This is a genomic window from Streptomyces sp. SBT349, from assembly GCF_001083795.1.
Classification (GTDB): domain Bacteria; phylum Actinomycetota; class Actinomycetes; order Streptomycetales; family Streptomycetaceae; genus Streptomyces.
This window is the reverse complement of record NZ_LAVK01000090.1, coordinates 1-23389: the sequence shown is the minus strand read 5'-3', so window position 1 is coordinate 23389 and position 23389 is coordinate 1. Positions and strand designations below refer to the sequence as shown.

The window sequence follows — 23389 nt, the reverse complement described above, 5'->3', positions numbered from 1 at the left end:
GGAAATTTTTATAAGAGACAGGGGGTGGGGCCCGGCGTGGTGCGGCTGGTGCCGGTGCCCTCCTCGCGCGCCGCGGTGGCCAGGCGCGGCCACGACCCGGTGCGGCGGGCGGCCCTGGCGGCGGCGACGCGGCTGCGGCACGAGGGGCGGGCGGCGCGGGTGTGCGCCGCCTTGCGGCATGGCCGGGAGGTGGCCGACCAGGCGGGTCTGACGGCCGGGCAGCGGGCGGCGAACCTCGCGGGGGCGCTGGCCGTGCGCCGCGGGACGGTGGCGCCGGGCGACCCCGTGCTGCTGGTGGACGACGTGCTGACGACGGGCGCCTCGCTGACCGAGGCGGCGCGCGCGGTGCGCGCCGCCGGGGGGCTGGTGCTGGGGGCCGCGGTCGTCGCCGGTCCCCCTTTTGAGTGGACGTGATGACCTCTGGGTAGGGGTGCCGCACGGGCCGTCGCGGTAGTACGTTCGGTAGGAAGAGCCCGGCTGATTCCGGCATAACTGGATATGCAGCGTTTTCGCGATTGTTCGACTTCACGCCCCGCCACCTGAATCAGGTGGGTGTTTGATCTTCCTTTCGGGGGAGAAGGAGGTGACAAGTCGTAACCCCGACGTAACCCCGGAGGAGCGCCGTGGACACCGGCGCTTTCCGGTTCCAGTGCGCGAAGGGCGTCCCCCGTCGCTGAGGACGGAGCCGCCCGGATCGGAGTTCTGCGTGGACATCGTCGTCAAGGGCCGCAAGACAGAGGTGCCGGAGCGATTCCGGCGGCACGTGGCCGAGAAGCTCAAGCTGGAGAAGATCCAGAGAATCGACGGCAAGGTGACCCGCCTCGACGTGGAAGTGTCCAAGGAACACAATCCGCGTCAGGCCGACCGCTCGGACCGAGTCGAGATCACCCTCCGCCACCGCGGGCCCGTGGTGCGGGCCGAGGCGTCGGCGGCGGACCCGTACGGAGCCCTTGACCTGGCGGTCGAGAAACTGGAGTCGCGGCTGCGCAGGCAGCACGACAAGCGCAACTCCCGCCGCGGGCGCGACCGGACCCCGGCGAGCGAGGTGGCGGCCGTGATGCGCGACGCGGCGCCGCTCAACGGCATCGGCGACGTCCGGCCCCCGGTGACCGAGCAGTCCCCGCCGGTCCGGCTCGTCGGCTCGGTGGTGGTCGAGGGGGACGGCCCCCTCGTGGTCCGCGAGAAGACCCACAGGGCCGCGCCGATGACCCTCGAACAGGCGCTGTACGAGATGGAACTGGTCGGCCACGACTTCTATCTGTTCGTGGATTCGGAGACCAAGCAGCCCAGCGTCGTCTACCGCCGCCACGCCTACGACTACGGCGTGATCCACCTGGAGCCCGACGCGTTCGCCGGGGCTCCGGAGGAGGCCGGGGGCGCGCTCGGCGGCTGAGCCCCGCTGTCCCGGTCGGCACCCCGGGGCCGGATCGTGGATCCGGCCCGGGGTGCCGCCATGGAATCATGGGGTCGCCGATTGTGGCAGTCGCGTATCGACCGGCAAGGGGGAGGACGATGGTGGACACCTTCGGTCCCACGATGTCCCAGCGGCAGCACCGTGTTCCGCGCGCGGATCCGGTGGGGGAGCAGCGCGAGCCGATCCGGGTGCTGGTCGTGGACGACCACGAACTGTTCCGCCGGGGCCTTGAGATCGTGCTGGCGCAGGAGGAGGACATCCAGGTCGTCGGCGAGGCGGGGGACGGCGCCGAGGCGGTGGAGAAGGCCGCGGACCTGCTGCCCGACATCGTGCTGATGGATGTGCGGATGCCGAGGCGGGGCGGGATCGAGGCGTGCACCTCCATCAAGGAGGTGGCCCCCAGCGCGCGGATCATCATGCTGACGATCAGCGACGAGGAGGCCGACCTCTACGACGCCATCAAGGCCGGGGCCACCGGCTATCTCCTCAAGGAGATCTCCACCGACGAGGTGACCGCGGCGATCAGGGCCGTGGCGGACGGGCAGTCGCAGATCAGCCCGTCGATGGCGGCCAAGCTGCTCACCGAGTTCAAGTCGCTGATCCAGCGCACGGACGAACGGCGCCTGGTGCCCGCCCCGAAGCTGACCGACCGGGAGCTCGAAGTGCTCAAGCTGGTCGCCACGGGGAAGAACAACCGGGACATCGCCAAGGACCTGTTCATCAGCGAGAACACGGTGAAGAACCACGTGCGGAACATCCTGGAGAAGCTCCAGCTCCACTCCCGGATGGAAGCGGTGGTCTACGCGATGCGCGAGAAGATCCTGGACCTGGAGAGCGGCTGACGGCCCTCGGCCCGCGTCTGCCGGCCCGCGCCTACCGGCTCGTGCCCGGCGCCCCGAGGACTGCCTCGGCCACCTCGCGCACGGCGTCCGCCAGGGGCCGTTGGAGCTCGGAGGGTGTCGTCCGCTCCACCCTGATGTCCGTGCAGTCCACCCAGCGCGCGGCCTCCGCCAGCGCCTCCGCCATCGCCGGTATCGACGCGGCGGCCCGCGCGGGGCCCGACTCGAACGCCGCGTGCCGCGCCACCAGCGTCGAGCCCTCGCGGGCCGGGTCCACCCGGCCGAGCAGCCGTCCGCCGGCCAGCAGCGGCATGGAGAAGTACCCGTAGATCCGCTTGGGCCGGGGCACATACGCCTCGAGCCGGTGCACGAAACCGAAGATCCGCTCCGTGCGCGGCCGGTCCCAGACCAGCGAGTCGAACGGCGAGAGCAGCGTGGTGCGGTGCCGCCCGCGCGGCGGGGTGGCCAACGCGGCCGGGTCCGCCCAGGCGCGGTGCCGGCCGCCGCGCCCGTCCTCGCCGCCCCACCCCTCGACCTCCACCCGCACCAGCCCGGTGTCCTCGACGACCGACTCCACCTGGGTGCCGGTCAGCCGGTGGTAGTCCGCCAGGTCCGCCTGCGTGGCCACGCCCATCGCCGCGCCCGCCTGCGCGACCAGCCGCCGCACGCACTCGGCGTCGTCCAGGTCGTCGTGCCAGAGCCCGGAGGGGATCGCGCGCTCCGCCAGGTCGTAGACCCGCTTCCAGCCGCGCCGCCGGGTGCAGACCACGTCGCCGTGCATCAGCGCCCGTTCGACGGCGATCTTGGAATCGCTCCAGTCCCACCAGGGCCCGCCGTTCTTCGCGCCGCCGAGGTCCGTGGCGGTGAGCGGGCCCTCGTCGCGGAGCTGGGCGATCACCTTGTCGTAGGCGGAGCGGGGCAGCTCCGTGTTCCACTTCTCCCTGGCCAGGTAGGCGCGGCGGCGGAAGGCGAACAGCGGCCACTCCTCGATCGGAAGGACGCACGCGGCGTGCGACCAGTACTCGAAGGAGCGGCCTCCCGCCCAGTACGCGTCCTCCACGGCGCTCCTGCCGACGGCGCCGAGCCGGGCGTAGGGGAGCAGCTCGTGCGAGCGTGCCAGGACGGAGATCGTGTCCAGCTGGACCGCGCCGAGGCGGCGCAGGACGCCCCGGACCCCGGCCTTCCGGTCGGGGGCGCCGAGGAGCCCCTGGGCGCGCAGCGCGATGCGACGGGCCTCGTCGGCGGACAGGTGCAGCGAAGCGGCAGTCATGCGAGGGATCGTAGAGCCGACCACTGACACTCCCGGCGGCACTCGCATACCATGGCCGGTGCGGCGGGGTCATCCGCTGTGCCCGCGCTTCCCATGTCGCGCAAGGCCCGACCGGCAAGGAGACCAGCCCTCGTGTCCGTCTTCAACAAGATCATGCGTGCAGGCGAAGGCAAGATCCTGCGCAGGTTGCAGCGCATCGCGAACCAGGTGAACTCCATCGAAGAGGACTTCGTCGATCTCACCGACGCGGAGCTGAAGGCGCTCACGAGCGAGTACAAGGAGCGCTTCACCGAGGGCGAGACCCTGGACGACCTGCTGCCCGAGGCGTTCGCCACGGTCAGGGAGGCCGCCAAGCGCGTGCTGGGTCAGCGCCACTACGACGTGCAGCTGATGGGGGGCGCCGCGCTGCACCTCGGCTATGTCGCCGAGATGAAGACCGGCGAGGGCAAGACGCTGGTCGGCACGCTGCCCACCTATCTGAACGCGCTGGCCGGCGAGGGCGTGCACCTGATCACGGTCAACGACTACCTCGCGCAGCGCGACTCGGAGTGGATGGGCCGCGTGCACCGCTTCCTCGGCCTCTCGGTCGGCTGCATCACGGCGGGCATGCCGCCGGCGAAGCGGCGCGAGCAGTACGCCTGCGACATCACCTACGGAACGAACAACGAGTTCGGCTTCGACTACCTCCGCGACAACATGGCCTGGTCGAAGGAGGAGCTGGTCCAGCGCGGCCACAACTACGCGGTCGTGGACGAGGTGGACTCGATCCTCATCGACGAGGCGCGGACCCCGTTGATCATCTCGGGCCCGGCGGACCAGGCGACCAAGTGGTACGCCGACTTCGCCAAGCTCGTGCAGCGCCTGGAGAAGGGCGAGGCGGCGATCCCGACGCGCCAGCAGCCGGAGACCGGCGACTACGACGTGGACGAGAAGAAGCGCACGGTCGCCATCCACGACGCGGGCGTCACCAAGGTCGAGGACTGGCTGGGCATCGACAACCTCTACGAGTCGGTGAACACCCCGCTGGTCGGCTACCTGAACAACGCGATCAAGGCCAAGGAGCTCTACAAGAACGACAAGGACTACGTCGTCATGGACGGCGAGGTCGTGATCGTCGACGAGCACACCGGCCGCATCCTGGCGGGCCGCCGCTACAACGAGGGCATGCACCAGGCGATCGAGGCGAAGGAAGGGGTGAAGATCAAGGACGAGAACCAGACGCTCGCCAAGATCACCCTTCAGAACTACTTCCGCCTCTACGACAAGCTCGCCGGCATGACCGGTACGGCGATGACCGAGGCCGCCGAGTTCCACCAGATCTACAAGCTCGGCGTGGTGCCCATCCCGACCAATGTGCCGATGGAGCGCCTCGACCGCTCCGACCTGATCTACCGCACGGAGGTCGCCAAGTTCTCCGCGGTGGTGGACGACATCGCCGAGAAGCACGAGCTGGGCCAGCCGGTGCTGGTCGGCACGACCTCGGTGGAGAAGTCGGAGTACCTCTCCCAGCAGCTGAACAAGCGCGGCGTGCGGCACGAGGTCCTCAACGCGAAGAACCACGAGCGCGAGGCGGCGATCGTCGCCAAGGCGGGCCGCAGGGGCGCGGTGACGGTGGCGACCAACATGGCCGGCCGCGGCACCGACATCAAGCTCGGGGGGAACCCGGACGAGATCGCCGAGAGCCAGCTGCGCGGCCAGGGGCTGGACCCGGCCGAGGACCCCGAGGGCTGGGCCGCGGCGCTGCCGGGCGCGCTGGAGGCCGCCGAGAAGGCGGTGAAGGCCGAGTTCGAGGAGGTCAAGGACCTCGGCGGGCTGTATGTGCTGGGCACCGAGCGCCACGAGTCGCGCCGCATCGACAACCAGCTGCGCGGCCGCTCCGGCCGTCAGGGCGACCCGGGCGAGTCCCGCTTCTACCTGTCGCTCGGCGACGACCTGATGCGGCTGTTCAAGGCGGCGATGGTCGAGCGTGTGATGTCGATGGCGAACGTGCCCGACGACGTGCCGATCGAGAACAAGATGGTCACCCGGGCCATCGCCTCCGCCCAGGGCCAGGTCGAGCAGCAGAACTTCGAGATCCGGAAGAACGTCCTCAAGTACGACGAGGTGCTCAACCGGCAGCGCGAGGTCATCTACAGCGAGCGGCACCGGGTACTGGCGGGCGAGGACCTGCACGAGCAGGTGCGGTTCTTCATGGACGACACGATCGAGGCGTATGTGCGGGCCGAGACCGTGGAGGGCTTCGCCGAGGAATGGGACATGGACCGGCTGTGGGGCGCGTTCAAGCAGCTCTACCCGGTGCAGGTGACGGTCGAAGAGCTGGAGGAGCAGGCCGGCGGCAGGGACGGGCTGACCCCCGAGTTCATCGTCGAGTCCATCAAGGAGGACGTCTACCAGCAGTACGACAAGCGCGAGGAGGAGCTCGGCCCCGAGGTCATGCGGGAGCTGGAGCGGCGCGTGGTGCTGTCGGTCCTGGACCGCAAGTGGCGTGAGCACCTCTACGAGATGGACTACCTCCAGGAGGGCATCGGGCTGCGTGCGATGGCGCAGCGCGACCCGGTCGTGGAGTTCCAGCGCGAGGGCTACGACATGTTCACCGCGATGATGGAGGGCATCAAGGAGGAGTCCGTCGGCTACCTGTTCAACCTGGAGGTCCAGGTCGAGCGGCAGGTCGAGCAGGTGCCGGTGCAGGGCGGCGAGAAGGCGGCGCAGGCCGCGGGCCCCGGCCAGAAGCAGGGCGCTCCGCAGGAGGCGGTGCCCGCCGGCGCGACGCAGGGCGGCGCCCGTCCCGCCATCCGGGCCAAGGGCCTGGAGGCGCCCAAGCGCGCGGACCGGCTGCACTTCTCCGCGCCCTCGGTGGACAGCGCGGGCGGTGTCGTGGAGGGCGACTTCGCGGCCTCCGGCGGTGACCAGCGGACGTCGGGCGGCTCGGGCAGCACCGGCGGCGGCGCCGCCGACGACGGGCTGACCAGGGCCGAGCGGCGCAAGGCGCAGAAGGGCGGCCGTCGCCGCAAGAAGTGACGCCCGGCCGGCCCCCGTCGGCCTGGGCGTGACCGGGACGGGGGCCGGGCTCATGGAACGGTGTCCAGCTCGACGGCGCAGCACTGCCAGCGGGCGGTGCCGGGGCGGCGTTCGAGGCGGAAGGCCAGCGCCCGGGTCCTGTCGCCCGCGGCGATGCGGGCGAACGCCTCGATGGCGTCCGTCCGCGGGCTGCTGGCGCCGACCCGGCTGACGACCGGCGCCCGGCCGCCGGGAGGCGGGCGCAGGGGGGCGCGCGGGGCGAGGAGGCTGAGCTGCTCGTACGCCTGCGCGCCCGCGTGACCCAGCAGGATGTGCACCGGCCGCTGACCGCTGAGGATGAGCAGCAGCTGCTGCGCGAACCAGTCGTGCGGCGCCGTCTCCCCGCGCCGGTGACGCCCGTGCCGCCCGGCCGTTCTCCGCCCCGGTCCCCGCGAGTCGGCGCGTGAGTCGGCGCGGCGCGCCGGGCCCCGGCTTCCGGCGCGCGTCGAGGACTGCACGTGTGACCACCCCCGTGATGAAGCTACTGACGAGTAACTGTGGCGGATTGTAAGGGGGTCATCACGCAGTGGCAAGGTGCCCTCGTCCTGGTACAGTGCCGCTTCCCGAGGCAGCGCCCCGGGACATCCGAAGGAACCCCAGGAACCCTCAGGAAGGGGCCCCCGTTCCGTGCGCGTCTATGTGCCCCTCACGCTGTCCTCCCTGGCCGAGGCGCACCGTGCCGGCCACGCCGGGCCCGCCCCGTTGACCGCGTACGCCGTGACCCCCGCGCTGCGCGAGTGGTATCTCTCGGGCGGCGAGGAGGAGTTGGAGTACGCCGCGCTCAGCAGGGCGGCGCAGGCGTCGCTGCGGCTGGTCGCCGCCGACCCCGGGGTGGCCAGGCGCCGGGTGGTCGCGGCGGCCGACGTGCCGGACCGGGCCGCGGTCGCCGACCCCGACCAGGCGCTGCTGGCCGAGTCGTTGGGCGAGGTGCGCCTGAACGAGCCTGTCCCGCTGACCGTCTTCGCGTCGGTGCACGTGGACGGCGAGGAGGCCGAGCGGGACGTCGCCGCCGCGGCGGCGGCCCTGGGCGCGGCCGATCTCGGCGACGAGGACGCGCGGTTCACCGTGGACGGGGCCGCCGACCACGAGCTGCTGTGGTACGGGGTCCAGGAGATCGACCGCCTGGTGTGACGGGGCCCTCTCGTCGTTGTCGGTGGGGCACCGTACGGTCTATGGCATGGCTTCAGGGATCCGCTCTGCTCCGTCGGCCCCGGCCGCGCACATCGTCTGGGACTGGAACGGCACGCTCCTGCACGACATCGACGTGGTGATCGAGGCGACCAATGTCTCCTTCGCCGAGATCGGCATACCCCCGATCACCCTGGACCGTTACCGCGAGCTGTACTGCGTCCCGGTTCCGCGGTTCTACGAGCGGCTGATCGGCCGGCTGCCGAGTGACGAGGAGTGGGCTGTGATGGACAGCACATTCCACCGCCACTACTTCGCGCGGGCCGACACCGCGGCGCTGGCCGAGGGTGCGGCGGCGCTGCTCGCGGGGTGGCAGGCGGCGGGGCGCACGCAGTCGGTGTGCTCCCTCGCGCCGCACGAGCGGCTGCTGCCGTGGGTGACCAGGCTGGGCATACACGGACACTTCCTGCGCGTCGACGGGAACACGGGGGACGGCGTCGTCGCCGGCAAGGCCGCGCAGATGGCGCGGCACCTGTCGGCGCTGGCCACGGCGCCGGACGGCCTGGATCCCGCCCGCGTGGTCGTCATCGGCGACGCCACCGACGACGCCGCGGCGGCGGCGCACGCCGGCGCGGGCGCGGTGCTCTACACCGGCGGCTCCCACAGCAGGCGCAGCCTGCTGGCGGCCGGGGTCCCGGTGGTGGACAGCCTGGCGGACGCGGTCCGTACGGCGGAGGAGATGCTGGGGAACGGCTGAAGGACCGATGAACCAGCGGCACGGTTTTCACCCGATGCTGACCCGCCCGTTATCGGCGGGGCGTTAGCCTGGTCGTCGTGATCGGTGCGACCACGTCTGGAGTTCCGGCCGGAGGCGGCGCCGCCCCGTCCGGGCCGCCGCCCATCCCACGGGCCGGCTCGGCCACTGGTCCGATCCATCGGGCGCATGCACGCCATGAGAGCGAGCGCGCCCGGTGACCGTTTCTCGACGTCACGCAACGGCGCGCGACACAGGAGCCAAGAGGACATGCACAGCAAGCTGGATGAAGCCAAGGCTGAACTACTGACACAGGCCGCCCAGGTGGCCGACCGGGGGACCGCCGGCGGACCCCCCGGGCACGGCATGGACTCCGCGGCCATCGCGGCGTACCTCCAGCGCTACTACCTCTACATCGCACCCGAGGACATCCTCCAGCGCGATCCGGTCGACCTGTACGGGGCCGCCTTCGCGCATTACCGGCTGGCCGGCAGGCGACCGCAGGGCACGGCCAAGGTCCGCGTCCACAGCCCCACCGTCGAGGAGATGGGCTGGGCGAGCAGCCACACGGTGGTCGAGGTGGTCACCGACGACATCCCGTTCCTCGTCGATTCCGTGACCAACGAGCTGTCGCGCCAGGGCCGCGGCATCCACCTCGTGATCCACCCCCAGATCCTCGTCAGGCGCGACCTCACCGGGAAGCTCCTCGAAGTCCTCGACGCGGGCCGCGACCCGGTCGGCCCCTCGGCGACCACCTACGAGCCGGCCGAACTGCCCGCCGACGCCGTGATCGAGAGCTGGATCCACGTCGAGATCGACCGCGAGACCGACCACGAGGACCTGGCGCGGATCGAGGCCGGGCTGCGCGGCGTGCTCAGCGACGCCAGGGAGGCCGTGGAGGACTGGCAGAAGATGCGCGGCACCGCCCTGCGCATCGCCGAGGGGCTGCCCGGGGAGCCGCTGCCGTCCGAGCTCGCCGAGCCGGACGTCGAGGAGGCCAGGGAGCTGCTGCGCTGGCTGGCCAACGACCACTTCACCTTCCTCGGGTACCGGGAGTACGCACTGGCACGCGAGGGCGAGGAGGGCGCGGAGGACGTGCTGCGCGCCATTCCGGGCAGCGGGCTCGGCATCCTGCGCTCCGACCCCGCCCACGACCCCGACTCGACCCATCCGACGGCCTCCGCCGCGTTCGCCCGCCTGTCGCCCGCGGCGCGCGCCAAGGCGCGCGAGCCGCGGCTGCTGATCCTCACCAAGGCCAACAGCCGGGCCACCGTGCACCGCCGCTCGTATCTGGACTACATCGGCGTCAAGACGTTCGACGCCGAGGGCCGAGTCACCGGCGAGCGGCGCTTCCTCGGGCTGTTCTCCGCCGCCGCCTACACCGAGTCGGTGCGCCGCATCCCGGTCATCCGGCGGAATGTGGCGAAGGTGCTGGCCGCCGCCGGGTTCGCCGCGGACAGCCACAGCGGCCGGGACCTGCTCCAGATCCTGGAGACCTACCCGCGCGACGAGCTGTTCCAGACGCCGGTCGGGACGCTGCGCTCCATCGCCACCTCGGTGCTCCACCTCCAGGAGCGGCGCAGGCTGCGGCTGTTCCTGCGGCAGGAGGAGTACGGGCGCTACTACTCGGCGCTGGTGTACCTGCCCCGTGACCGTTACACCACCTCGGTCCGGCTCCGTCTGACGGAGATCCTCACCGAGGAACTGGCGGGCACGAGCGTGGACTTCAGCGGGTGGAACACCGAATCGGTGCTCTCCCGGCTGCACTTCGTCGTCCGCGTCGAGCCGGGCACCGAGCTGCCCGAGCTGACCGAGGCGGACGTCGACCGCATCGAGAGCAGGCTGGCCGAGGCGTCGCGCTCCTGGACGGACGGCTTCGCCGACGCGCTGGCCGCCGAGTGCGGCGAGGAGCACGCGGCCGAGCTGGGGCACTCCTATCTCGACGCCTTCCCCGAGGGGTACAAGGCCGACTTCGCGCCGCGCGTCGCCGTGGCCGACCTCCAGTACGTCTCCGGGCTCAGGCCGGGCACCGACTCGGACTTCGCGCTCAGCCTCTACGAGCCGGTGAACGCGGGTCCCGGTGAGCGCCGTTTCAAGATCTACCGCACGGGCGAGCCGGTCTCGCTCTCCGCCGTGCTGCCCGTGCTCCAGTGCCTGGGCGTGGAGGTCGTCGACGAGCGCCCCTACGAGCTGCGGCCCGCCGGCGGACCGACCGCCTGGATCTACGACTTCGGCCTGCGGATCCCCGAGGCGCTGGCTGGCGGCCTGGTCGGGGACGGCCGCGAGCGGTTCCAGGACGCGTTCTCGGCCGCCTGGACCTCCGCCGCGGAGAACGACGGGTTCAACGCGCTGGTGCTGACCGCCGGGCTCACCTGGCGCGAGGCGATGGTGCTGCGCGCCTACGCCAAGTACCTGTGGCAGGCGGGCGCGCGGTTCACCCAGGAGCGGATGGAGGCCACCCTCCGGCAGAACGCGCACACCACCCGCCTCCTGGTGAACCTGTTCGAGGCCAGGCTCTCCCCGCTCCGCCAGGGCGCGGGCCGCGAGCTGACGGACGGCCTGCTGGAGGAGCTGGACGGCGCGCTGGAGCACGTGGCGAACCTGGACGAGGACCGCATCCTGCGCGCGTTCCTCACGGTCATCAAGGCCACGTTGCGCACCAACTACTTCCAGCACGACAGGAACGGCGTCCCGCACGCCTATCTGTCGATGAAGCTGGAGCCCAAGTCCATTCCCGAACTGCCCGAGCCCCGCCCGGCGTTCGAGATCTGGGTGTACTCGCCGCGGGTGGAGGGCGTGCACCTGCGGTTCGGCAAGGTGGCGCGCGGCGGGCTGCGCTGGTCGGACCGGCGCGAGGACTTCCGCACCGAGATCCTGGGCCTGGTGAAGGCGCAGGAGGTGAAGAACACGGTGATCGTGCCGGTCGGCGCGAAGGGCGGGTTCGTCGGCAAGCGGCTGCCCGACCCGGGCGTGGACCGCGACGCCTGGCTGGCCGAGGGCATCGCCTGCTACCGGACGTTCATCTCCGGCCTGCTGGACATCACGGACAATCTGGTGGACGGCCGGGTCGCGCCGCCCGACGACGTGGTGCGGCACGACGGCGACGACACCTACCTGGTGGTCGCCGCCGACAAGGGCACCGCCACCTTCTCCGACATCGCCAACGAGGTCGCGGTCTCCTACGGGTTCTGGCTCGGCGACGCCTTCGCCTCCGGCGGCTCCGCGGGGTACGACCACAAGGGCATGGGCATCACCGCCCGCGGCGCCTGGGAGTCGGTCAAGCGGCACTTCAGGGAGCTGGGCCACGACACGCAGGAGGAGGACTTCACCGTCGCCGGGATCGGCGACATGTCGGGCGACGTCTTCGGCAACGGGATGCTGCTGTCCAAGCACATCAGGCTGGTGGCCGCGTTCGACCACCGGCACATCTTCCTCGACCCCGACCCGGATCCGGCCGTCTCGTTCGCCGAGCGCGAGCGGCTGTTCCGGCTGCCGCGCTCCTCGTGGGCGGACTACGACGCCTCGCTGATCTCCAAGGGCGGGGGCATCCACCCGCGTTCGGCCAAGTCCATCCCCGTCACCGCGCAGGTCCGCGAGGCGCTCGGCATCCGGGGCAAGGTCGCGTCCATGACGCCGCCCGAGCTGATGCAGGCCATCCTCAGGGCCCCGGTGGACCTCCTGTGGAACGGCGGGATCGGCACCTATGTGAAGGCGGCCACCGAGACGCACCCCGACGCCGGGGACAAGGCCAACGACGCCATCCGCGTCAACGGCGCCGACCTGCGCGCCAAGGTCGTCGGCGAAGGCGGGAACCTGGGCCTCACCCAGCGCGGACGCATCGAGTACGCGGTGGCCGGGGGCCGGTGCAACACCGACGCCATCGACAACAGCGCGGGCGTGGACACCTCCGACCACGAGGTGAACATCAAGATCCTGCTCAACGCGGTGGTCGCCAACGGCGATCTCACCGTCAAGCAGCGCAACGCCGTGCTCGCCGGGATGACCGACGAGGTCGGCACCCTGGTCCTGCGCAACAACTACGCGCAGAACATCGCCCTGGCCAACGGCGCGGCCACCGCGCCCGGCCTGATCCTGGCGCACCAGCGGTTCATCCGCAGGCTGACCGAGCAGGGCAGGCTCGACCGCGAGCTGGAATTCCTGCCGTCCGACGACGACTTCCGCGAACGCAGGGGCGCCGGGCGCGGGCTGACGGAGCCCGAGCTCGCGGTGCTCCTCGCCTACGCCAAGCTGACGGTCACCGCCGAGCTGATCGGCACCGAGCTGCCCGACGACCCGTATGTCGGCCAGCTCCTCCAGGCGTACTTCCCGACCGCCCTGAGGGAGCGGTTCCCCGACCGCATCGAGATGCACGCGCTGCGCCGGGAGATCATCACCACCCTCCTGGTCAACGACACGATCAACGTCGCGGGCTGCTCGTTCGTCCACCGCATGCAGGAGGAGTCGGGCGCGGCCACGGAGGAGATCGTCCGCGCGCACACCGCGTCCCGGGCCATCTTCGGCCTCGCCGAGATCTGGGACACCGCGGAGGGCCTGGACAACGAGGTGGAGGCCGAGGTGCTCACGCGCCTGCGGCTGCACGCCAGGCGGCTGGTCGAGCGCGGGGCCCGCTGGCTGCTGAACAACCGGCCGCAGCCGCTGAAGCTGACCGACACGATCGACCTGTTCGCCGACCGGGTCGGGCAGGTGTGGCGGGAGCTTCCGAAGCTGCTGCGCGGGCGTGACCTGGAGTGGCACGGCGCGCAGCTCAAGCAGCTGGTGGCGGGCGGCATCCCGGCGCCGCTGGCCCGCCGGGTCGCCGGGTTCTCGGCCGCGTTCCCGGCCCTGGACATCGTCGCGGTCGCCGACAGGACCGGGCGCGACCTGATGGACGTCGCCGAGGTCTACTTCCACCTCAGCGACGAGCTGGGCATCTCCGCCCTCCAGAACCGGATCAGCGAGCTGCCGCGCGCCGACCGCTGGCAGTCGATGGCCCGCACCGCGATCCGCGAGGACCTGTACGCGGCGCACCAGCTGGTCACGGCGGACGTGCTGGCGGCGGGCGACGCGGACTCGGCGCCCGAGGCGCGGTTCGCGGCCTGGGCCCAGCGGAACGCGGCGATCCTCCACCGGGCCAGGGGGACGCTGGGGGAGATCCAGTCCTCGGAGAGCTTCGACCTGGCGAACCTGTCGGTGGCCATGCGCACCATGCGCACGCTGCTGCGTTCCAACCGCTAGCCGGCGGGGCTCTCAGCGGGGCTCTTCGGGGCCCTCCGGGGCCCTGGCCGCGGGGCGGGCGCGCACGTGCATGCGCTCGCCCTGGCGGCCGAAGAGGCTCAGGACCTCGACGGGCCGCTCGTCCAGGCTGCCGAACCAGTGCGGCAGCCTGGTGTCGAACTCCGCCGCCTCGCCCTGGCCGAGGACGAGATCGCGGTCGCCGAGCACCAGCCGCAGCCGCCCGGCCAGCACGTACAGCCACTCGTACCCCTCGTGCGTGCGCGGCTCGGGCTCGCGCACCCCGCCCGGGATGATCATCTTGTACGCCTGGAGCGCGCCCGGCTGCCGGGTGAGCGGGACGACGGTCCTGCCATGCACCGTGCGCGGCGCGAGCCGCACCCGGGGGTCGCCGGTCTCCGGCGCGCCGACCAGCTCGTCCAGCGCCACCCGGTGGGCGCGGGCGATGGGCAGCAGCAGTTCGAGGCTCGGCCGCCGCTGGCCCGACTCCAGCCGGGAGAGCGTGCTCTTGGAGATCCCGGTCGCCTCCGCGAGCGCAGCGAGCGTCACCCCGCGCCCGGTCCGCATCCGCCGCAGCCGGGGGCCCACCCCGGCCAGCACCTCACCGATCTCGCCGCTGCCGTTCGCGCTGTCCGTCATGCGTCCATTCCAGCACCCTTCCGGGCGACTCCGTCCCGGAAACGGCAACGAAGGTTGCCGTGGGGGGCCGTCGACGCCCACCCTGCGGAACGAACGCGCCACGCACGGCGCCACGTCAGGAGGACACGGTGACCGGTCAGCACCACGCCCACCAGCCGACCCATCCACACCAGCCGACCCAGCCGACCCATGCGCACGACCACGGCCACGGGGCCGACGACGTCGACTGGGAGGCCATGGCCGACCAGCTCGAACGCGGTGGTGAGCTCCACGTCCCCGCCGTCACCGCCGCCGCGGCCTGGCTGCGCGAGCGGATGCCCGCCCCCCGCCTGGTCCTCGACGTCGGCAGCGGCCCGGGCGTCGGCTCCTGCGTGCTGGCCGCCGCGTTCCCGAAGGCCGAGGTGGTGGCCGTGGACGGCGCCGACGGCCTGCTCGCCCGCGCCGCGACGCGCGCCGCCGAGCGCGGGCTCGACCGGGTGCGCACCCACCGCGCCGACCTGCCGGAGGGGCTGGGCGGCCTCGGCCCGGCCGACCTCGTCTGGACCAGCCGCTTCGTGCACCACGTCGGCGACCAGGCGGCGGCGCTGGCCGCCCTCGCCGGGGTGCTCCGCCCCGGCGGCCTGCTGGCCGTCGTCGAGGGCGGGCTCCCGGCCCGCTTCCTGCCCCGCGACATCGGCCTCGGCCGCCCCGGCCTCCAGCCCCGTCTCGACGCGGGCAACGACGAGTGGTTCGACGAGATGCGCGCCGGGCTGCCCGGCGCGGTCGCGGCCGTGGAGGACTGGCCCGCGCTGCTGGCGGGCGCGGGCCTGGTGCCCACCGGCACCAGGACGTTCCTCGCCGACCACCCGGCCCCGCTGGGCATGGACGCCCGCCGGTATCTGCACGGCCACCTCACGAGGCTGCGCGGGGCCGCGGAAGGGCGGCTGGCGCCTGACGACCTCGCCACTCTCGACGCGCTGCTCGACCCCGACGCGCCCGGCGGCGTGCTGGCCCGCCCCGACGCGTTCTACCTGGCGGCGGACACCGTGCACACCGCGGTCACACCGCTTCCCGGCTGATCAGCGGCCGTCCCGAGCGGGGCCGGGGCGCGGCGGCCCTGAACGCGACCGCCCCCGGCGCGGGCCGCCGCTCCTCGGCCGGGACCACCGGCGGGATCCTGCGCCCGCCCAGGAAGACCTGCCGGACGACGCGTTCGGCGGCGAACCCGTCGTCGTACGGGCAGAACCGCCGCCGGAACGCCTCCCGCCGCGGCGCGCCCCGCGGGTCGGTCCACAGCCTCGGGCCCGACAGCGTGGCCACCAGTTCGACCATGGTGCGGGTCACCGGCCCCGGGGCGGCTCCCGGCAGGTCGAGGTAGGTGCCGTGGACCGCCCGGTAGGCCCCCCAGTCGTCGGCGTGCAGGACGATCGGGCGGTCCAGGTTGGCGTAGTCGAACAGCACGGGCGCGTAGTCGGTGACCAGCGCGTCCGCCGCCAGGCAGAGCTCCTCCAGGCGGGGGTGCGATGAGACATCGAGCACGCCGGCGCATCCCGGCGGTGTCGCGCCGGGGGCGCGGACCAGGAGGAGGTAGCCGGGTCCGAGCTCGTCCGCGAGCCGCCCCAGGTCGACAGCGGGCAGATGGGCGCGGTCGTAGCCGCGGCGCGCCGGCGCGTACAGCACGGCCAGCACGCCGGGCGGGACGCCGAGTTCCTCGCGCACGCGCAGGACGTCCTGGGCGGTCGCGGTGTGGAACAGGTCGGCGCGCGGGGAGCCGTACTCCAGGGTGAGGTAGTCGGCCGGGTAGGCGCTCTCGGCGGCGAGGGTGGCGTGCCTGCTGGCCGAGAGGCAGTAGTCCCAGCTGTCGATCTGGCGCAGCAGGCGGGGGATGTCACGGGGCGCCGCGTCCAGCCCGGTGTGGACGAGCGGGGTGCCGCGGTGGGTCTGGAGGCGGATCTGGCCGCGCCGGGGGAGGAGGGCGTCGGGGAAACCGTTGTCGCTGATCAGATAGCGGGCGCGGGCCATCGCGGCCCAGTAGGGCGCGGTGCCGGCGGTCAGCACCCTGGCGCCCTCGGGCGGCGGCGGGCCCGCGCCCTGCGGCCCGCCGACCCAGGCGGTGCGGATGCCGGGCGCCAGCTCGCGGAGCTTGGCCTCGATGGCCGCCGGGTGGCCGGCGCAGACGCCGCCCGAGGCGAAGACGGCGAGCCTGGTGTCGAGCGGGCGCCGCCGCTGAACGAGGTAGTGCGCGTGCAGCAGGGCGGCGCCCAGCCGCCCCCGCGCGCGGGCGCGCAGCCGCCGGAGCAGCCGGTGCCCCGAGTGCAGCAGGTGGAACGCGCGGCGTGCGCCGAGGCGGAGCAGCAGCGTGCGCAGCCGGGGCCTGCGCCGTCCTCCGCCGATGGCGGAGGCTCCCGCGGCGGCGCGGTGGCGGCGGCAGAGCGCCGCGCTGCGGCGGAAGAACGCGGTCCGGTCGGAGGCGGGCAGGCGCCCGCGGGTGTGGTAGATCGCGGTGAGGTGGCCGACCATGCGGCGGTAGACGGCCGGGCGCCACCGGTCGCCGCCGGGGAGCGCGGCCAGGCGCGTGAAGACGCGCTCGTACTGGGCGAGCACGTCGAAGTGGCCGTGGCCCGCGGTCCGCGACCTGCCCCCGTTGCGCCGCTGCCGGTGCTGGACGCAGACCCGGTCGAGGACCGCGACGCGGGAGGCGGCGGCCAGCGCGGGGTAGACGAACGGGAGGTCCTGGTAGTGGCCGGGCGGGAAACGCAGGTCGAGGCCCTCGATCAGGTCGCGGCGGTAGGCGGCGGCCCAGGCGACGGGCGGCAGGCGCAGCAGCGCGGGGCGTTCGGCGAGGGTGAACGCGCCGGGCCCGTCCTCGGCCAGCAGCCCGGGGCGCGTGCCGGGGGCGGCGGCGCCGTACCAGGCCACGCGGACGTGGTCGAAGAGCAGCAGCTGCGGGTCGGCGGTGGCGGCCAGGCGGGCGTCGAGGGCGGCCAGGGCCCCCGGGACGAGGGTGTCGTCGCCGTCGAGGAAGAGGACGTAGTCGCCGCTCGCGTGGTCGAGGGCGGCGTTGCGGGCGGGCCCGGGGCCGGTGTTCACCGGCATGCGCAGCCCGGAGACGCGGGGGTCGTCGGCGGCGGCCTCGGCGATGATCTCGCCGCAGGCGTCGGGGGAGGCGTCGTCCACCACGATCAGCTCGACGTCCCGGAAGTCCTGGGAGAGCACGGACGTCAGGCAGGCGGGCAGCTGTGCCTGGACCTGGTGGGCGGGGACGATGATGCTGAAGCGGGGCACGGCGACATCCAGCGTCGGATACACGGACCATCCGACAATCGCTTCTGCGGGGTGCGATTGGGGGGAGCCGGTGGTGTCGTGGCCGGCCTTTCCTTCGTTCGGCCCAGCCTCCGGCTCCCCCTCCGCTTCGTGCCGCTACTTCACCGCGCCCGCCATCACGCCGGAGACGAACTGCTTCTGGAAGGCGAAGAAGATCGCCAGCGGGATGAGCATCGTCAGGAACGCGCCCGGCGCCAGCACGTCGAAGTTGCTGCCGAACTGGCGCATCTCCTGCTGGAGCGCGACGGTCATGGGCGGCGAGCCCGAGTCGGCGAAGATCAGCGCGATGAGCATGTCGTTCCACACCCACATGAACTGGAAGATCGCCAGCGCCGCGATGGCCGGGCCGCCCAGGGGCAGCACCACCCGGGTGAACAGGCGCAGCTCGCCCGCGCCGTCCAGACGCGCCGCCTCGAGCAGCTCCCTGGGGATGTCGGCGAAGAAGTTCCGCAGGAGGAAGATGGCGAACGGCAGCCCGAAGGCGGTGTGGAAGATGACCACGCCGAGCGTCGTCTCGAAGATCCCCAGCGAGTTGAACAGGCGGGCCACCGGGACCAGCGCGACCTGGACCGGGACCACCAGCAGCGCGACGACGGCCATGAACCACCAGTCGCGGCCGGGGAAGTCCAGCCACGCGAAGGCATAGGCCGCCGCGGCGCCCAGGACGACCACCAGCACCGTGGAGGGCACGGTGATCGCCACCGTGGTCCAGATGGAGCCGGTGAAGTTCTCGTTGCTGAGCAGGCTGTCGTAGTTCGACCAGGTGAACTGGTCGAGGTCGGTCAGGACCTCCCACCAGCCCGTGGACGCGATGTCCCGCGAGTCGCGGAACGACGAGGCGAACAGGCCGGCGGTCGGCAGCAGCCACACGACGGCGAGCACGACGAGGATCACGCGCACTCCGCCGCCCGCGGCGATCGAGGCGAGCCGAGCGCCGATGGACGGCTTCGGCGGTCCCGCGACGGACACCGGCGCGGCGTCGGCCGGCTCCGGCAGTTGAGCGGTCTTGGTGGGAGTGGTCACCGCTGGTTCTCCCGTCGCAGCCTACGCAGATTGATGAGCATCACCGGCAGCACCAGCAGCAGGAGGAAGACCGCGATCGCACTGCCCACGCCCTGGTCGGTGTCGGTGCCGAAGGACGACAGATACAGCTGGAGGGCAAGCACGTTCGCGTCGTCCTGGCTCGCGGTGGGCGCGATGACGTAGACGAGGTCGAAGATCTTCAGGACGTTGATCATCAGCGTCACCGTGACCACCGCGAGCACGGGGGCCAGCATCGGCACGGTGATGCGGCGGAAGACCTGCCATTCGTTGGCGCCGTCCACGCGGGCGGCCTCCATGGTCTCCCGCGGCACGCTGGCGAGGCCGGCGGCTATCAGCACCATCGCGAAGCCGGCCCACATCCACACGTAACTGCCGATGATCGCCGGTGTGATGAGGCTCGGGCCGAGCCACTCCGCGCCGTTGTACGGGGCGGAGAAGCTGTCGGAGGTCATCCTCAGCTGGGCGCCGTCCGCCTCGGCCGGCAGGGAGAACGTGCCGTCCTCCGCCGTCTCGGCGTCGGCGACCACGTCGCCGTCCACCACCGCCTCGACGGTGATGCCGGCCAGCCCCTTCTCCTCCGGGTCGACGGCCCCGGGGGTGCCGCCGCCGCCCCGCGTGAAGTCCATCCACACGGTGCCGGTGATCTCACCCCCGCCCGCCTCGGGCACGGCCGCGAGCGCGGCGTCCTCCAGCTCGGGCTGCGGGATCGCGACCAGCGGCAGCAGCGCCGGGGACCCCGCCTCGGCCGGGGGAAGCAGCACGTACGAGCCGTCCTCCTGGGCCTCGACCGGGCCGTCGGGCCTGGGCTGCGCGTCGGGCCAGGCCGCGCTGTCGGCGAACGTGTCGTTCACCGTGGTCATGATCGCGTTGGCCACGCCGCGGTCCGGGTTCTGCTCGTACACCAGCCGGAAGATGATCCCCGCGGCCAGCATCGAGATCGCCATCGGCATGAAAATGATCAGTTTGAACGCCGTCGACCACCGCATCTTCTCCGTCAGGACGGCGAAGACCAGGCCGAGCGCCGTGGCCACGGTCGGCGCGACCACGATCCAGATCAGGTTGTTCGTGAGCGCGGTGTTGATCGCGTCGTTGGTGAAGATCTCCTTGAAGTTGTCGAGGCCGACGAACGAATCGCCCGACGCGTCGAAAAGGCTGCGCCAGACCGAGTACCCGATGGGGTAGACGACCAGCGCACCGAGCAGCAGCAGCGCGGGCAGCAGAAAGCACGCGACCGCCCAGGGCCGTGCCTTGACCACCGCCACCTTGCCGGATGCCATGGGAAGTCAGTCTCCGTCCGTCTGTCCGTCAGTCCCCGTAGGCGGCGGCCGCCTGGGACTCCAGATACTGCTGGGCGCCCTGGATGTCCTCCGGGTCGGCCAGGAAGTCCTGCAGGCCCCGCCACATGCCCTGGCCCGTCGTTCCGCCGAACGCGGCCGGCGTCTGGTCGGACAGGTCGAACCGGAAGTCGTCGCCCGCCGCGATCAGCGCCTCGGCGATCCCGCGCTGGACGTCGTTCGGATACGCGTCCAGGTCCAGCGATTTGTTGGGGGAGATGAAGCCGCCCCCCTCGGCCCAGATGTGCGCCGCGTCCGTGGAGGCGAGGAAGGTCAGCAGCGCCTGCTGGGCCTCGCTCGCCTCGCCGCCGGGGGACACCGCCACCGCCGCGTCGCCCGCGCTGACCACCGGCGCGTCGCCGCCGCCCACCGAGGGGAACGGGAAGACCAGCGCGTCCTCGCCGATGACGGCGTCGGTGCTGTCGGTGATGACCGACCCGACGAAGTCCGCCTCGAAGACCATGCCGGCGTCCGGCGCCGTGAGGTTGATGAAGGTCTGGGCGACCGAGTCGGGGAACAGCGTCTGGAGCGACCCGTTCGTCCCGTTCTCCAGCAGCCGCGCGTCGCCCCAGACCTGGGCCAGCGCGGTCAGCGCGTCGGTGACGCTCTGGTCGGTCCAGGGGATCTCGTGGGCGACGAGGCGGTCGTACATCTCGCCGCCGGACTGGGAGAGGTAGATGTTCTCGAACCAGTCCGTCAGGGTCCAGCCGTCGCCGCCCGCGACCGAGAGGGGCGTGGTGCCCGACTCCCACAGCGTCCAGGCGGTGGAGACGAACTCGTCCCAGTCCCCCGGGGCCTCGACGCCCGCGTACTCGAAGGCCGTGTCGCTGTACCAGACGAGGGACTTGTTGGCGGCCTTCACATAGACGCCGTACTGCTCGCCCTCGTGCGAGGCCAGCTCCTGCCAGCCCGGCGTGTAGTTGGCGTCCAGCTGTTCCTGGACCGTTTCGCCGACCGGCGATATCCAGCCGTTCTCGGCGAACTCGTGCAGCACGCCCGGCTGCGGCACCATCACCACATCCGGAGGGGCGCCGCCCTCGATCTTGGTGCCGACGAACTGCGAGACGTTGTCACCACTGGGCACGTAGCTGACCGAGGCGCCGGTCAGCGCCTCGAACTCGTCCAGCACCCGCACGAAGTTGTCCCGCTCGACACCGGTCCAGACGGCGGCGACCTCCAGCTGCTCGCCGCTGAGATCCGGCAACTCGATGGTGGACTCTCTCCCGCCCCGGTCGTCGCCGCCGTCGTCGCCGCACGCCGTCAGCGTCAGTGCGGACACGGCGACGATCGCCGCAGCCGCACGAGTGGCTCTCCGCCGGGAATCCCGGCCCGAACCGCGCATGAGCACCGCCTCACCCCATCTGGTGCGGCGAATGCCCTGCCAGGCGCAGGGCCTGCCACACCGCACGTCCTACGACGGCCTTTCCTACGCGGCGCCAGAGGAAGGAGCAAGGGCTCGCACCTGCCAAGTGCCCTTTGTGATCGTGATGTTACCGCCCAACGGATGATCATGGGGAAACCGTGGGGGAACAGGGGAAATGCGGTCAGACCAGCGTCGCGGTGGCGGCCCGGTCCCCCTGCGCGGCGCGGGTGGCCGCGCTGGCCAGCAGCGCCACGTCGGTGGGCCCGTTCCCCAGCTCACGGACCGGCCGGCGGGCCGGTGGGTCGCCCGCCCTGGCCCAGTCGAGCCGGGTGACGGTCGGGCGCAGCGTCGAGGTGCGCGGGATGCGGGCGGTCACGCGGCCCGCCTGGAACGGGACCGGGCCGCCCGCCGCCCTCCGCAGCTCGGCGCGGCCCGCGGGGTGCCCGGTGAGGGCCACGCGTATCGCCGCGCCGGGCAGGGCGCCGGCCACGATGAGCCGCACCCCGAGCCCGTGCCCCTCGCGGGCCACCGCGTCCAGCACCCGCACCACGGATCCGGCCGCGGGGCGCCCGGGGGCGCCGAGCGCCGGCGCGGTCAGCGCGTCGAAGTCGTCCACGAGGACGACGAGCCAGGGCAACGTGCCCGCGCCGCCCTCCTCCGCCACCGCCGCGCGCCGCTTCAGCTCCTCGCGCAGCGCCTGCGTGAACGCCCGCATCCGCACCGGATCCGTCGCCCCCAGATACGAGGTGACGTGCGGCAGCTCCGCGCAGGGCCGCAGGCCCTCGCCCGCGCCCTCGACCAGCAGCAGCGAGAGGTCACCCGGTCCCGCGCCGGTCGCGAGCGACGCCGCCAGCGCGCTGACCAGCTCCGTGCGCCCCGACTTCGCGCCGCCCTCCACGGCCAGCGGCCCCGGCGCCTCGGCCAGGTCGAGGGCGACGGGACCCTCGGTGCCCGCGCCCAGCACCAGCGGCAGCCCCCTGCGCCGCGCCCACCGCTCGCGCAGCACCCCCGGAGTGACCCGGGCCAGCTCCAGCGCGTCCAGCAGACGGCAGCTCTCGGGCAGCGCCGTGGACGGCGGGGCGGGCGCCTGGACCCCGTCCTCGCGGCGGGGCGCGAGCGCCCGGCCGAACCGCTCGGCCCACGCGGGCGACACCGCGTCGGCGCCCGCCGTCGGGCCCGGCGCCCCGCCGGGCCCGACCAGCCGCAGGGCGGTGGCGACCGGCCCGGTGAGCACGCCGACCGTGCCGCAGTCGCGCAGCACGGGCGTGGTGGCGACGGCGGCGGCCAGGGTCTCCGTCAGGGGCGAGGCGGCCGTCGCGGGCGGGGCCTCGGTCAGCACGATCAGATGGATCCCCGCGCCCCGGCCCTCGGTGGCGAGCCGGGCCAGCGCGGCGCGCGCCTCGGCGCCGCCGGGGTCGCCGTCGACCAGGACCACCGTGCGCCGGCCGTCCGTCCGGCCGCCGAGGCGCCGCGTGAGCTCCCTGAGCCTGGCCGCCGCCTGCCGGGCGTCGAAGCCGAACAGCAGCCCGCAGTCCTGGCCCCGCGTCGGACGCAGGTGCGGCAGCCAGCCGAGCCAGGACCAGTCGCCGGCCCGGCCGGGCGCGAGCGCGACGAGGTCGAGGACGCTCGGCGGGTGCAGCGCGGCCAGCTGCGCGAGCACGGAACGGGCCACGCCGGTCAGCCGGTCCCGGGGTCCGACGAGGCCGAGCGACCCGGCCTCGGCCAGGGCCACCGTGACCGGCGGCAGCACGTCGGGCGCCTGCTGGGCCGTGCCGAGCCTCGCGGTGAACGCGTCGGGGTGGTCCGCGCCGCGCTCCCACAGCCGCGGCCCGGAGTCCAGCGCCATGAGCAGCACGGCGGCCAGGTCGGGCCAGCGCGCCTGGGCCGGCTCCTCGCGCGGCCCCGCCGCGGCGGGACTCGGCTCGTCCGCCGCCGGGGGGGCGCCCGCGAGCCTGCCGCGCGCCCAGTCGGCGATGCCGCGCCTGCCGCTCGCCCGGGGCGGCGGCACCGAG

16 protein-coding genes are annotated in these 23389 nt (G+C 73.0%); 8 read left to right on the top strand and 8 right to left on the bottom strand.

Annotated elements, in window-relative coordinates:
• The 3 genes from ADY01_RS13885 to ADY01_RS13875 all read left to right on the top strand — a co-directional run.
• The coding region (locus tag ADY01_RS13885; protein ID WP_049571664.1) for a ComF family protein at nt 1-414 on the top strand (414 nt) is incomplete at its 5' end.
• Nucleotides 415-706: 292 nt separating this feature from the next.
• Entirely contained in the window at nt 707-1393 is a 687-nt protein-coding gene (gene hpf, locus ADY01_RS13880; RefSeq protein ID WP_049571658.1) for a ribosome hibernation-promoting factor, HPF/YfiA family, read from the top strand.
• Nucleotides 1394-1512: 119 nt separating this feature from the next.
• On the top strand, nt 1513-2256 hold the full coding sequence (locus tag ADY01_RS13875) for a response regulator transcription factor (RefSeq protein ID WP_049571655.1): 744 nt from the start codon (nt 1513-1515) through the stop codon (nt 2254-2256).
• A 31-nt stretch (nt 2257-2287) separates the two neighbouring features.
• Here the strand turns inward: ADY01_RS13875 and ADY01_RS13870 are convergent, their stop codons facing one another.
• Nucleotides 2288-3523 carry a winged helix-turn-helix domain-containing protein gene (locus ADY01_RS13870; protein ID WP_049571652.1) on the bottom strand — a complete coding sequence of 412 codons (1236 nt, stop codon included), beginning with the start codon at nt 3521-3523 and terminating at the stop codon, nt 2288-2290.
• 132 nt (nt 3524-3655) lie between these two features.
• On the opposite strand from ADY01_RS13870, the gene secA reads away from it, so the two are divergent.
• Nucleotides 3656-6541 (top strand): preprotein translocase subunit SecA, encoded by a 2886-nt coding sequence (gene secA, locus ADY01_RS13865; protein ID WP_049571649.1) that lies wholly within the window; start codon nt 3656-3658, stop codon nt 6539-6541.
• A gap of 50 nt (nt 6542-6591) precedes the next feature.
• Here the strand turns inward: secA and ADY01_RS13860 are convergent, their stop codons facing one another.
• Complete coding sequence (locus ADY01_RS13860; protein WP_049571647.1) at nt 6592-7038, bottom strand: Rv3235 family protein; 447 nt, start codon at nt 7036-7038, stop codon at nt 6592-6594.
• 169 nt (nt 7039-7207) lie between these two features.
• Here ADY01_RS13860 and ADY01_RS13855 point away from each other — a divergent pair, with 169 nt between their 5' ends.
• The 3 genes from ADY01_RS13855 (at nt 7208) to ADY01_RS13845 (ending at nt 13697) form a co-directional block, all read left to right on the top strand.
• Entirely contained in the window at nt 7208-7711 is a 504-nt protein-coding gene (locus ADY01_RS13855; RefSeq protein WP_049571643.1) for a DUF6912 family protein, read from the top strand.
• A gap of 46 nt (nt 7712-7757) precedes the next feature.
• Nucleotides 7758-8465: an HAD family hydrolase gene (locus ADY01_RS13850; RefSeq protein ID WP_049571639.1), complete on the top strand. Its 708-nt coding sequence runs from the start codon at nt 7758-7760 to the stop codon at nt 8463-8465.
• Nucleotides 8466-8732: 267 nt separating this feature from the next.
• Nucleotides 8733-13697: an NAD-glutamate dehydrogenase gene (locus tag ADY01_RS13845; RefSeq protein WP_049571636.1), complete on the top strand. Its 4965-nt coding sequence runs from the start codon at nt 8733-8735 to the stop codon at nt 13695-13697.
• Nucleotides 13698-13709: 12 nt separating this feature from the next.
• On the opposite strand, the gene ADY01_RS13840 is transcribed toward ADY01_RS13845, so the two are convergent.
• Nucleotides 13710-14333 (bottom strand): helix-turn-helix domain-containing protein, encoded by a 624-nt coding sequence (locus ADY01_RS13840; RefSeq protein ID WP_049571634.1) that lies wholly within the window; start codon nt 14331-14333, stop codon nt 13710-13712.
• A gap of 128 nt (nt 14334-14461) precedes the next feature.
• On the opposite strand from ADY01_RS13840, the gene ADY01_RS13835 reads away from it, so the two are divergent.
• Entirely contained in the window at nt 14462-15391 is a 930-nt protein-coding gene (locus tag ADY01_RS13835) for a class I SAM-dependent methyltransferase (protein WP_049571631.1), read from the top strand.
• Here ADY01_RS13835 and ADY01_RS13830 read toward each other — a convergent pair.
• The 5 genes from ADY01_RS13830 to ADY01_RS13810 form a co-directional block, all read right to left on the bottom strand.
• Nucleotides 15372-17621 (bottom strand): bifunctional glycosyltransferase/CDP-glycerol:glycerophosphate glycerophosphotransferase, encoded by a 2250-nt coding sequence (locus ADY01_RS13830; protein WP_234320216.1) that lies wholly within the window; start codon nt 17619-17621, stop codon nt 15372-15374. The two genes, ADY01_RS13835 and ADY01_RS13830, sit on opposite strands and share 20 nt — an antisense overlap.
• Before the next feature lie 111 nt (nt 17622-17732).
• Nucleotides 17733-18659, bottom strand: coding sequence for a carbohydrate ABC transporter permease (locus ADY01_RS13825; protein WP_049571629.1), 927 nt, complete (start codon nt 18657-18659; stop codon nt 17733-17735).
• Nucleotides 18656-19957 carry a carbohydrate ABC transporter permease gene (locus tag ADY01_RS13820; RefSeq protein ID WP_049571626.1) on the bottom strand — a complete coding sequence of 434 codons (1302 nt, stop codon included), beginning with the start codon at nt 19955-19957 and terminating at the stop codon, nt 18656-18658. The genes ADY01_RS13825 and ADY01_RS13820 overlap by 4 nt, the downstream gene beginning before the upstream one ends.
• Before the next feature lie 28 nt (nt 19958-19985).
• Nucleotides 19986-21356 (bottom strand): ABC transporter substrate-binding protein, encoded by a 1371-nt coding sequence (locus ADY01_RS13815; RefSeq protein WP_049571625.1) that lies wholly within the window; start codon nt 21354-21356, stop codon nt 19986-19988.
• Nucleotides 21357-21558: 202 nt separating this feature from the next.
• Nucleotides 21559-23389, bottom strand: a 1831-nt coding sequence (locus ADY01_RS13810) for an FtsK/SpoIIIE domain-containing protein (RefSeq protein WP_049571622.1), incomplete at its 5' end; no start/stop codon positions are given.

Excerpts from the sequence above, each read along its gene's own strand:
- ADY01_RS13870 (WP_049571652.1), bottom strand. The coding sequence starts at position 3,523 with ATGACTGCCGCTTCGCTGCACCTGTCCGCCGACGAGGCCCGTCGCATC.
- ADY01_RS13840 (WP_049571634.1), bottom strand. The coding sequence starts at position 14,333 with ATGACGGACAGCGCGAACGGCAGCGGCGAGATCGGTGAGGTGCTGGCC.
- ADY01_RS13845 (WP_049571636.1), top strand. The coding sequence starts at position 8,733 with ATGCACAGCAAGCTGGATGAAGCCAAGGCTGAACTACTGACACAGGCC.
- ADY01_RS13815 (WP_049571625.1), bottom strand. The coding sequence starts at position 21,356 with ATGCGCGGTTCGGGCCGGGATTCCCGGCGGAGAGCCACTCGTGCGGCT.
- ADY01_RS13820 (WP_049571626.1), bottom strand. The coding sequence starts at position 19,957 with ATGGCATCCGGCAAGGTGGCGGTGGTCAAGGCACGGCCCTGGGCGGTC.
- ADY01_RS13875 (WP_049571655.1), top strand. The coding sequence starts at position 1,513 with ATGGTGGACACCTTCGGTCCCACGATGTCCCAGCGGCAGCACCGTGTT.
- ADY01_RS13850 (WP_049571639.1), top strand. The coding sequence starts at position 7,758 with ATGGCTTCAGGGATCCGCTCTGCTCCGTCGGCCCCGGCCGCGCACATC.